Annotated in this window: 14 protein-coding genes; all 14 read right to left on the bottom strand. The window is 66.1% G+C overall.

All coding sequences use genetic code 11. The annotated features are described in order from the left end of the window. Positions 1 to 2: 2 nt before the first annotated feature. Positions 3 to 548, bottom strand: coding sequence for a COG4648 family protein (locus I7X39_RS11050; protein ID WP_198111205.1), 546 nt, complete (start codon positions 546 to 548; stop codon positions 3 to 5). 4 nt (positions 549 to 552) lie between these two features. Then, a complete protein-coding gene (locus I7X39_RS11045) occupies positions 553 to 837 on the bottom strand; it encodes an acyl carrier protein (protein WP_198111204.1) in 285 nt (94 codons plus the stop codon). Between the two features lie 30 nt (positions 838 to 867). Then, positions 868 to 1,131, bottom strand: a complete 264-nt coding sequence (locus tag I7X39_RS11040) for a phosphopantetheine-binding protein (protein WP_198111203.1) — start codon at positions 1,129 to 1,131, stop codon at positions 868 to 870. Continuing rightward, on the bottom strand, positions 1,128 to 1,898 hold the full coding sequence (locus I7X39_RS11035) for a lysophospholipid acyltransferase family protein (RefSeq protein WP_310739909.1): 771 nt from the start codon (positions 1,896 to 1,898) through the stop codon (positions 1,128 to 1,130). Before I7X39_RS11035 ends, I7X39_RS11040 begins: the two co-directional genes overlap by 4 nt. Then, complete coding sequence (locus tag I7X39_RS11030; RefSeq protein ID WP_198111201.1) at positions 1,892 to 2,629, bottom strand: beta-ketoacyl synthase chain length factor; 738 nt, start codon at positions 2,627 to 2,629, stop codon at positions 1,892 to 1,894. Before I7X39_RS11030 ends, I7X39_RS11035 begins: the two co-directional genes overlap by 7 nt. Positions 2,630 to 2,723: 94 nt before the next feature. After that, positions 2,724 to 3,146: a F0F1 ATP synthase subunit epsilon gene (locus tag I7X39_RS11025; RefSeq protein ID WP_198111200.1), complete on the bottom strand. Its 423-nt coding sequence runs from the start codon at positions 3,144 to 3,146 to the stop codon at positions 2,724 to 2,726. 129 nt (positions 3,147 to 3,275) lie between these two features. Beyond that, positions 3,276 to 4,682 carry a F0F1 ATP synthase subunit beta gene (gene atpD / locus I7X39_RS11020; protein WP_198111199.1) on the bottom strand — a complete coding sequence of 469 codons (1,407 nt, stop codon included), beginning with the start codon at positions 4,680 to 4,682 and terminating at the stop codon, positions 3,276 to 3,278. A 32-nt stretch (positions 4,683 to 4,714) separates the two neighbouring features. Continuing rightward, a complete protein-coding gene (atpG, locus tag I7X39_RS11015) occupies positions 4,715 to 5,593 on the bottom strand; it encodes a F0F1 ATP synthase subunit gamma (protein WP_198111198.1) in 879 nt (292 codons plus the stop codon). Between the two features lie 53 nt (positions 5,594 to 5,646). Further along, positions 5,647 to 7,200 (bottom strand): F0F1 ATP synthase subunit alpha, encoded by a 1,554-nt coding sequence (gene atpA, locus I7X39_RS11010; protein ID WP_198111197.1) that lies wholly within the window; start codon positions 7,198 to 7,200, stop codon positions 5,647 to 5,649. 52 nt (positions 7,201 to 7,252) lie between these two features. After that, entirely contained in the window at positions 7,253 to 7,786 is a 534-nt protein-coding gene (locus I7X39_RS11005; RefSeq protein WP_198111196.1) for a F0F1 ATP synthase subunit delta, read from the bottom strand. Between the two features lie 2 nt (positions 7,787 to 7,788). Continuing rightward, positions 7,789 to 8,259, bottom strand: coding sequence for a F0F1 ATP synthase subunit B (locus I7X39_RS11000; RefSeq protein ID WP_198111195.1), 471 nt, complete (start codon positions 8,257 to 8,259; stop codon positions 7,789 to 7,791). Between the two features lie 36 nt (positions 8,260 to 8,295). Then, positions 8,296 to 8,544, bottom strand: a complete 249-nt coding sequence (atpE, locus tag I7X39_RS10995) for a F0F1 ATP synthase subunit C (RefSeq protein WP_138855267.1) — start codon at positions 8,542 to 8,544, stop codon at positions 8,296 to 8,298. Between the two features lie 53 nt (positions 8,545 to 8,597). After that, positions 8,598 to 9,467, bottom strand: coding sequence for a F0F1 ATP synthase subunit A (gene atpB, locus I7X39_RS10990; protein ID WP_198111194.1), 870 nt, complete (start codon positions 9,465 to 9,467; stop codon positions 8,598 to 8,600). Between the two features lie 18 nt (positions 9,468 to 9,485). Continuing rightward, positions 9,486 to 9,959: an ATP synthase subunit I gene (locus I7X39_RS10985; RefSeq protein ID WP_198111193.1), complete on the bottom strand. Its 474-nt coding sequence runs from the start codon at positions 9,957 to 9,959 to the stop codon at positions 9,486 to 9,488. Positions 9,960 to 10,062: the final 103 nt, after the last annotated feature.

Raw genomic sequence — 10,062 nt, 5'->3', positions numbered from 1 at the left:
GTTCAGCTCTCCGCCGTCTTGTGGGCGCGCACGCGCCGCCGCACCAGCCACTCGCCGCCCATCAGCAGGCCCATCAGGCCGTAGCTGATGAGGCCGTTGTAGAGCGCCCAGGTGGCGTCCGATCCCCACAGCGCAGTGGCCAGCGCGAGGCTGCCATTGAGCACGAAGAAGCCGCACCACACCTGGGTGACGCGGCGCGTGTACGCCACGCCGTGCGCGTCCAAGTTCGGCTCCTGCAGGCGCGCCAGGCGCTCAACCACGGTGGGGCCCTTCCACAGGCTGAGGCCGAAGAGCACCAGCAGCGCGGCACTCACGGCCACCGGGTAGAGCTTGAGCGGCAGCAGCTGGTTGGACCAGGCGGTGAGCGCGGCCAGCAGCAGGCCGGCCAGGGCCAGCCCCAAGGCCTGCTGACTGCGCGAGGCCAGGAAGCGCGCCAGCGCCAGGCCGAGCAGCAGCAGGGCCAGGGCACGCGGTTCGGCGTGCGCCAGGCCCAGGTAGACCAGCAGGGGGTAGGTGGCGGTCAGCGCCACCCAGAAAAGGTTTCGCAAAGGATCAGGCGGCGCTCGCCAGCGGTCCCTGCTCGTCGGCGGCGGCCTCGGCCAGCAGGCCCTGCAGCGCGCGCACCACGTCCTGCAGCGTGCGCACGGACTTGAAGGCCTCGGGCTGCAGGCGGCGGCCCACCAGGGGCTTGAGCTTGACGATCAGGTCCACTGCATCGATGGAGTCGATGTCCAGGTCCTCGTACAGCTTCGCCTCGGGTTTGATCAGCTCCGCTTCGATGTCGAAGGTCTCGATCAGGATGGCGCGCAGGCGCTCAAAAATTTCTTGCTCGCTCATGGCGGCGCACTCCTCAACTGCTCAGGCGGTTCACTGCTTGCGGCTGCCGGCGACGAACTCGGCCAGCGCGCGGATCGAACGGAAATGGCGGCGGGTCTGCTCGGAGTCGGCCGACATGGCGACGCCGTAGCGCTTCTGCAGCGCCAGACCGAGCTCGAGCGCATCGATCGAATCCAGCCCCAGGCCTTCGACGAACAAGGCGGCCTCCGGGTCAATCTGTTCGGGGCTCAGATCCTCCAGATTCAGGGCCTCGATCAGCAGGTTCTTGATCTCCAGCTCCAGGGCATCGTTCATGCCGCTCTCCCTTCCGAAAAATAAGCTTTCAAGTATCCCGTCAGGCGCCTGGCGGCGAGCGGGGTTTCGCCGTTCGCGGCCTCTAGAAAGGGCGCAATCGGCAAGTCCTCCCCCACTTCGAGGGTGAGGCGCATGGGCCGGTCGTTGGTGCGCCACCACGGGCGTCCCTTGGTCAGGCCGATGGGCTCGCACAAGATGCGCACCGGGGTCACCGGCACGCCCGCGCGCAGGGCGAGCTGCGCCGCGCCGCGCTGCAGTTGCAGGGGTTGGCCCGGCACGCTGCGCGTGCCCTCCGGGAAGATCACCAGATTGCCACCGGCCGCGAGGCTGGCCTTGCAATCGTCCAGCAGCTCGGGGCCGCCGTTGTTGCGGATGAAGTTGCAGGCGCGCACCGGCCAGCGCGTGAAGGGGTTGTCGGCCAGGCTGGCCTTGACCACGCAGTCGGCGTTCGGCGTGGCGGCGATCAGGGCCACCACATCCACCAGGGTCGGGTGGCTGGCCAGGATCAGCTGGCCACGGCGCTGCAGGCGCTCGGCGCCCACGATGCGGGTGTCCACGATGCCGCCGGCGCGCATCATCCACACGAAGGCGGCGAAGCTGCGCTGCACCAGCCGGCGCGCCCAGCGCACGCGGCGCTGCGGGTCCCGCACCAGCAGCTGCAGCAGCGGGAAGGCGGTCAGGCCTAGCAGCACCCCACCGAGGCCGAAGCAGGCAAACAGCAGGCCCGTGACGGGCGCCCGCCAGGCACGGCGCCACCAAGTCAGCACGCGCGACTCCAACGCCAGGGCCCCTGGCGCAGTTCGGCTTCGCCACCGGTGAAAAAGCGCAGGGCACGCAGCGCCGGCGGGAAGCCGTCATCGGGCTCGGTCGTCTGTGACTCAGCCTGCAGCTGCAAGCCGCCCCCCAGACGCAAGCGCAAGGCCAGTGCATGTGGACGCATCAGCGCGGCGTCCAGCCCGCTGCCCGCATAGGGGGCCGGCAGCGGGGCGTCGAAGGCCACCAGCAGCACCTCGCTTGCGCCCTCGCGCAGCAGGCCCAGGGCTTCGACCCATCCGGCCTCCAGGCTGTAGGCGCCGGCGGCCACCGCCGACAGATTCGCCCGCACGCCGCGCTGGATGGAGTACAGCGCCCCGATGGCGTTGTGCACCGAGTGGCTGAAGGCGGTGGGCGACAGCGGCTCCTGGCGCGCGAGGTCCTGCAGCAGCGCCACCGAACGGTCCAGTTCACCCCAGCGCGAGGCGAACACCAGCGGCATGGCCTGCACCGTCTCAGGCGTCAGGTCGTCCTGCGCTCGGTAGGCCACCTGCAGGGCCATGCGGCCCAGGGGGTCGATGCGCCGGCGCGCCATCGCAGGCACTTCGGTGAGCGGTGGTGCGGCCACCTCGCCCCCCCGCAGCGGGGTCGGCGCCGCCAGCCACTGCGCCCAGTCCGCAGCCGCATCCAGGCCGGGGGCCCAGGCGGCCCAGCGCACGATCTGGAGGGCATTGACGACAGTCATGGGGGACGGGTTTCAGAAGCTGAAAAGCCCGCCGGAGGGCGGGCTTGGGGTTCTCGCGGTCCGGACCCCGCTGGCGGGGTCCTTCAGGTCACTCTCAGTGCTTCATGCCACGCAGCTTGCGCATCGCGGCAATCTGGGCAGCCAGGATGGCCAGTTCGCTCTGCGCCTTGGCGAGGTCGAGGTCGCTGCTGGCGTTCTTCAGCGCTTCCTCGGCCAGGGCCTTGGCTTCGTTCGCCTTGGCTTCGTCCAGGTCCTTGCCGCGGATGGCGGTGTCGGCCAGCACGGTCACGGCATTGGGCTGCACCTCGAGGATGCCGCCGGCCACGAACACGAACTCTTCCTGGCCGTTGTCGGCGCGCTGGATGCGCACCGCGCCGGGCTTGATGCGGGTGATCAGCGGCGTGTGCTGGGGCAGGATGCCCAGCTCGCCGTTCTCGCCCGGCAGCGCGACGAACTTGGCCTCACCCGAGAAGATGCTCTCTTCGGCGCTCACCACATCGACGTGAATCGTTGCCATCTCAAATTCCTCTTAGCGTGCAAGAAGGTTCAGTAAGCAAGCAGTCGGGCTGCGGGCTAGGGGCCGCGCGGAGCTGGACTCTGAGTCCAGCGAGCACGGCAACAACGCCCCCGGCCCGAATGCGCAGCCTTACTGGATCTTCTTCGCCTTCTCGAAAGCGTCGTCGATGGTGCCGACCATGTAGAACGCCTGCTCGGGCAGGTGATCGCACTCGCCGGCGACGATCATCTTGAAGCCGCGGATGGTTTCCTTCAACGGCACGTACTTGCCCGGCGAGCCGGTGAACACTTCGGCGACGTGGAAGGGCTGCGACAGGAAGCGCTGGATCTTGCGGGCACGGGCCACGGCCAGCTTGTCTTCCGGGCTCAGTTCGTCCATGCCCAGAATCGCGATGATGTCGCGCAGTTCCTTGTAGCGCTGCAGCACGGCCTGCACGTCGCGGGTCGTCTTGTAGTGCTCTTCGCCGACGACGTTCGGGTCGATCTGACGCGAGGTCGAATCGAGCGGGTCCACGGCGGGGTAGATACCCAGCGCGGCGATGTCACGGCTCAACACGACGGTGGCGTCCAAGTGGGCGAAGGTCGTGGCGGGCGAGGGGTCGGTCAAGTCATCCGCAGGGACGTACACGGCCTGGATCGAGGTGATCGAGCCGACCTTGGTCGAGGTGATGCGCTCCTGCAGACGGCCCATTTCCTCGGCCAGCGTCGGCTGGTAGCCCACGGCGGAAGGCATGCGGCCCAGCAGGGCGGACACTTCGGTACCGGCCAGGGTGTAGCGGTAGATGTTGTCCACGAAGAACAGCACGTCGCGGCCTTCGTCGCGGAAGGCTTCGGCCATGGTCAGACCGGTCAGCGCCACGCGCAGACGGTTGCCCGGGGGCTCGTTCATCTGGCCGTAAACCATCGCGACCTTGGACTCGCTCAGGTTCTCCTGCACCACGACGTTCGAGTCCGACATCTCGTGATAGAAGTCGTTGCCCTCACGGGTGCGCTCACCCACGCCGGCGAACACGGACAGACCGCTGTGCGCCTTGGCGATGTTGTTGATGAGCTCCATCATGTTCACGGTCTTGCCCACACCGGCGCCACCGAACAGACCCACCTTGCCGCCCTTGGCGAACGGGCAGATCAAGTCGATCACCTTGATGCCGGTTTCGAGCAGCTCTTGCGACGGGCTCAGCTCGTCGTAAGCCGGAGCGGCGCGGTGGATCGAGGCGGTCAGCTCGCCGGAGACGGGGCCGCGCTCGTCGATCGGGTTGCCCAGCACGTCCATGATGCGACCCAGGGTGGCCTTGCCCACCGGCACCTTGATGGTGTCGCCGGTGTTGTAGACCATCGAGCCACGGCGCAGGCCGTCGCTGGAGCCCAGTGCAATGGTGCGCACCACGCCGTCGCCCAGCTGCTGCTGGACTTCCAGAGTCAGGGCCGAGCCTTCCATCTTGAGGGCGTCGTACACCTTGGGCATCTGGTCGCGCGGGAACTCCACGTCCACCACGGCGCCGATGCACTGAACGATCTTGCCTTGAGCGTTAGCCATGTTCATTTCCTTGTCTTGCTGTATTCAGTTCATCAGCCACCGATGGCGGCGGCACCCGAGACGATTTCCGACAGTTCCTTCGTGATCGCGGCCTGGCGGGTCTTGTTGTAGACCAGCTTCAGCTCCTTGATCAGGGTGCCGGCGTTGTCGGTGGCGGCCTTCATGGCCACCATGCGGGCGCTCTGCTCCGAAGCCATGTTCTCGGCCACGGCCTGGTACACCAGCGACTCGGTGTAGCGCAGCAGCAGCTCGTCGATGACGGTGGGCGCGTCGGGCTCGTACAGGTAGTCCCAGGCGTGCGAGGCGCGGGCCTTGTCCTTCAGGCTTTCGGCCGAGAGCGGCAGCAACTGCTGCAGCACCGGCTCCTGCTTCATCGTGTTGATGAAGCGGGTGAAGCACAGATAGACGGCGCTCAGCTCGCCGGCCGCGTACTTGTCCAGCAGCACCTTGACGGGACCGATCAGCTTGTCCAGATGCGGCGTGTCGCCGAGCTGAGTGGCATGGGCCACCACATTGGCGCCGATGCGGTTCATGAAGCCGAAGCCCTTGTTGCCGATCGCCACCACCTCAGCCTTGCCGCCGGCTGCATCGACTTCACGCAGCTTCTGCGTCACCGCACGCAGCATGTTGGTGTTCAAGCCGCCGCACAGGCCCTTGTCGGTGGTCACCAGCACGATGCCGACCGGCTTCTTGGCGTCGTTGGACACCATGAAGGGATGCACGTACTCGGGGTTGGCCATCGACAGATGCCCGGCGATCGTCGCCACCTTCTCACTGTAGGGACGGGCGGTGCGCATGCGGTCCTGCGCCTTGCGCATCTTGGCCGCCGCGACCATCTCCATGGCCTTGGTGATCTTCTTGGTGTTCTCGACCGACTTGATCTTGTTGCGGATTTCCTTGCCTGCCGCCATGTCTTCTCCTCGTTGGAGCGCGGGGCTGCTCAGCCCCGCGTCTGGTGGTCAGTTCAAGCGAAGGACTTCTTGAACGTCGCGATCGCGTCGTTCAGCTGGCCTTCCGCGTCCTTGTCCATGGCCTTGTCCTGCTCCAGCTTGGCCAGCAGGGCGGCGTGGCTGGTCTTCAGGAACTGGTGCAGGCCGTGCTCGAAGGACAGCACCTTCTTGACGTCCAGATCATCCAGATAGCCCTTGTTGGCGGCGTAGATGGACGCGGCCATCAGGCTGATCGACAGCGGCTGGTACTGCGCCTGCTTCAGCAGCTCGGTCACGCGGGCACCGCGGTCCAGCTGCTTGCGGGTGGCGGCGTCCAGGTCCGAGGCAAACTGCGCGAAGGCGGCCAGCTCACGGTACTGCGCCAGGTCGGTACGGATACCGCCGGACAGGTTCTTGATCAGCTTGGTCTGGGCAGCGCCACCGACGCGCGACACCGAGATACCGGCGTTGATCGCGGGACGGATGCCGGCGTTGAACAGATTGGTTTCCAGGAAGATCTGGCCGTCGGTGATCGAGATCACGTTGGTCGGCACGAAGGCCGAGACGTCACCGGCTTGGGTTTCGATGATCGGCAGGGCCGTCAGCGAACCGGTCTTGCCCTTGACCTCACCCTTGGTGAAGGCCTCGACGTAGTCGGCGTTCACACGGGCGGCACGCTCCAGCAGACGGCTGTGGAGATAGAACACGTCGCCGGGGAAGGCTTCGCGGCCCGGCGGGCGGCGCAACAGCAGCGACACCTGACGGTAGGCCACGGCCTGCTTGGACAGATCGTCGTAAATGATCAGGGCGTCTTGGCCGCGGTCGCGGAAGTACTCGCCCATCGTGCAGCCCGAGTAGGCCGACACGTACTGCATAGCGGCCGATTCGGAGGCCGAGGCCGCGACGACGATGGTGTATTCCATCGCGCCGTTGGCTTCCAGGGCACGCACCACGTTCTTGATCGACGACGCCTTCTGACCGATGGCGACGTAGACGCAGACCATGTTCTGGCCCTTCTGGTTGATGATCGTGTCGATGGCGACAGCGGTCTTACCAGTCTGGCGGTCGCCAATGATCAGCTCGCGCTGGCCACGACCGACGGGCACCATGGTGTCAATACATTTCAGACCGGTCTGGACGGGTTGGTCCACCGACTTGCGCGCGATCACGCCCGGAGCGACCTTCTCGATCACGTCCGTCATCTTGGCGTTGATCGGGCCCTTGCCGTCGATCGGCTGACCGAGGGCGTTGACCACGCGGCCCACCAGCTCGGGGCCCACCGGCACTTCCAGGATGCGGCCGGTGCACTTGACGGTCTGGCCTTCGGAGATGTGCTCGTAGGCACCCAGCACCACGGCGCCGACGGAGTCGCGCTCGAGGTTCAGGGCCAGGCCGAAGCTGGGCTGGCCGCTGGCGTCCGCGGCGAACTCCAGCATTTCGCCCTGCATCACATCCGACAGGCCGTGAATGCGGACGATGCCGTCGGACACCGAGACGACGGTGCCCTGATTGCGCACATCCGCGCTCGGGGCCAGGCCCTCGATGCGGCTCTTGATCAGTTCGGAAATTTCTGCAGGGTTCAGTTGCATCTTGCTTCTCCCGCCCGGGGGCCAGCCCCGGGCGTTGGATGTTGAGGCTGCTTTAGGCGGTCAGCTGGGTCTTCATGCGCTCAAGGCGGGCACGCACCGAGGTGTCGAGCACTTCGTCGCCGACGGTGACGCGCACGCCCCCGATCAGGCTGGGCTCGACCTTGACTTCGGGCTTGAGCTTGCGGCCGAAGCGCTTTTCCAGCACGGCGCTCAGCTCGGCGAGCTGGGCGGCGTCCATCGGGAAGGCGCTCTCGACCACCGCATCGGCCACGCCCTGCGCCTGACTGGCCAGCGCGTGGAACTGCGCGGCCACGGCGGGCAGCGCGTCCAGACGGCCGTTCTCGATGACGGTGCGCAGGAAGTTGCGCATGCCATCGGCCAGGGGCAGCTTGGCGGCCTCGACCACGAGGTCAAAGACCTGGCCAGCCGAAGTCTTCGGATGCGCGGCGAACTGGCGCAGGCCTTCGTCCCCCGCCACCAGGGCAAGAGCGTCGAGCTGCGTCTGCCAGCCGTTCAGGTCGCCTTTGACGGCGACCTGAAACAGCGCCTCCGCGTACGGACGGGCGATGGTGGCGAGTTCGGCCATGCTTAGAGCTCCGTCTTCAGGCGGTTCAGCAGCTCGGCATGCACGCCGGCGTTGACCTCGCGCTGCAGGATCTGCTCGGCGCCCTTGACGGCCAGCACGGCGACCTGGTCACGCAGGGCTTCGCGGGCACGGATGACCTGCTGGTCGGCGTCCGCCTTGGCCTGGGCCAGGATCTTGGCGCCTTCCTCTTCGGCACGGCGCTTGGCGTCTTCGATCAGCGCGGCAGCGCGCTTCTCGGCGTCGCCGATCTGCTTGGTCGTCTCGACGCGGGTCTGCGCGAGCAGGGCGTCGGCCGCCTTGTTGGCGTCCGCCTGCGCGGCCTTGGCCTTGTCGGCAGCCGCCAGTCCGTCAGCGATCTTGGCCGCTCGTTCGTCCAGGGCCTTGGTGATCGGCGGCCAAATGAAGCGCGCCGTAAACCAAGCCAGAACGAGGAACGGAATCCACTGAATGAACAGGGTTGCGTTGATGTTCACGGCTTAACTCCTTTCAAGCGTGAAAGGGAGCGGTGATTACTTCAGGACGAACGGGTTCGCGAAGGCAAACAGCAGGGCGATGGCGACACCGATCAGGAAGGCGGCGTCGATCAGACCGGCCAAGATGAACATCTTGGTCTGCAGTTGGTTCATCAGCTCGGGCTGGCGAGCCGACGACTCCAGGAACTTGCCACCCATCAGCGCGATACCGATCGAGGCACCGATAGCGCCCAGACCAACGATGATGCCGCAAGCCAGAGCAACGAGGCCGAGGATGTTTTCCATTTGAGAGCTCCTAGAGGGGTAAGGGAAAGAAAGGGACGGGAAAGAGAAGACGCTCAGTGGGCGTCGTGAGCCTGGCCGATGTAGATCAGCGTCAGCATCATGAAGATGAAGGCCTGCAGCACGATCACGAGGATGTGGAACAGCGTCCAGATCGTGCCAGCCACCACATGACCCAATGCCAGGCTGATGCCGGTGGCATTGAGCGCCCACGCGCCGCCCATCAGGGCGATCAGCATGAACACCAGTTCGCCGGCAAACATGTTGCCGAACAGTCGCATGCCATGAGAGACCGTCTTGGCGACGAACTCGATCATCTGCATGAGGAAGTTGAAGGGCCACAGCACCGGGTGCGAGCCGAAGGGCGCCGAGATCAGCTCATGGCCCCAGCCACCCAGACCCTTGATCTTGATGTTGTAGTAGATGCAGAGCAGCAGCACCATGGTCGACATGCCGAGCGTGGTGCTCAGGTCGGCCGAGGGCACGACGCGCAGGTAGTCCTTGAAGCCCAGGGCCGGGCCGGCGCTGTGCCAGATCAGCGGCAGGAAGTCGACCGGCAGCATGTCCATGAAGTTCATGGCAAAGATCCAGACGAACACGGTCAGGGCGACCGGGCCGACGAAGCGACGGCTGGTTTCGTTGTGGATTACGCCCTTGGCCTGGCCGTCAACCAGCTCGACCAGCATCTCGACGAAGGCCTGGCCACGGCCCGGCACCCCCGAGCTGGCCTTGCGGGCACCGCGCCACATCAGGAACAGCACCAGCATGCCGAGCGTGACGGAGAAGAACAGCGAGTCGAAATTGAACAGGCTGAAATCGACGATGTCCGTCTGCTTGACGCTATTGAAGGAGAAATCCTTCTGGAGGTGCTGCAGGTGGTGCTGGATGTACTCACCGGCGCTGGGCGCGTGCTGTTCGCTGCTCATCGTCGTTCGCTCTGTTCGTTAGTTAGTTCTGCGCAAGGCCCAGAGGCCCCACACATGCACCTTCAGACACCCGATCAGGCTCACCAGCAGGGCTGGCCAGCTCAATTCGGGCAGCGTCTTGACCACCGCCACCAGGATGGCGATCGTCAAACCAATCTTCACCAGCTCCCAGACCAGAAAGCCCAGGAGTGCGGCGGCCGGCTGCTCGCTGCGACGACGCAGCCCCCAGGCCATAGCGGCCGAAGGCAGCACCACCGCCGCGGCACCGCACAGGGCGGAAACCGCCTGCGCGCGCGGTTGCGAGCCAAAAAACGCCCACAAACCCGCCAGCACCGCGCCCACCAGCGCCTGCACCGCCACCACCCGCCACATCGACAGGGACGGCTGCTGTTGTTCCAGCGCGCGCACCTGCTCTGCGGTCCAGGGAGCGACGGGCACGGACTCGATCGCGTCGTCCCAGCGGTCTGCGGCAGAGGGTTGTGGTTCTGACATGCAGGCCTTCCAGAAACGGCGCGACCGGCTCACACCGGTCGGCAAAACCACGGGAGTATAGGTGGAAACCTTTGGTGGCTGCCTATGACTTTTGCCCGAGAGC

Source organism: Inhella proteolytica, from assembly GCF_016093275.1.
GTDB classification, from domain to species: domain Bacteria; phylum Pseudomonadota; class Gammaproteobacteria; order Burkholderiales; family Burkholderiaceae_C; genus Inhella; species Inhella proteolytica.
This window is presented reverse-complemented; position numbering and strand designations above follow the sequence as displayed.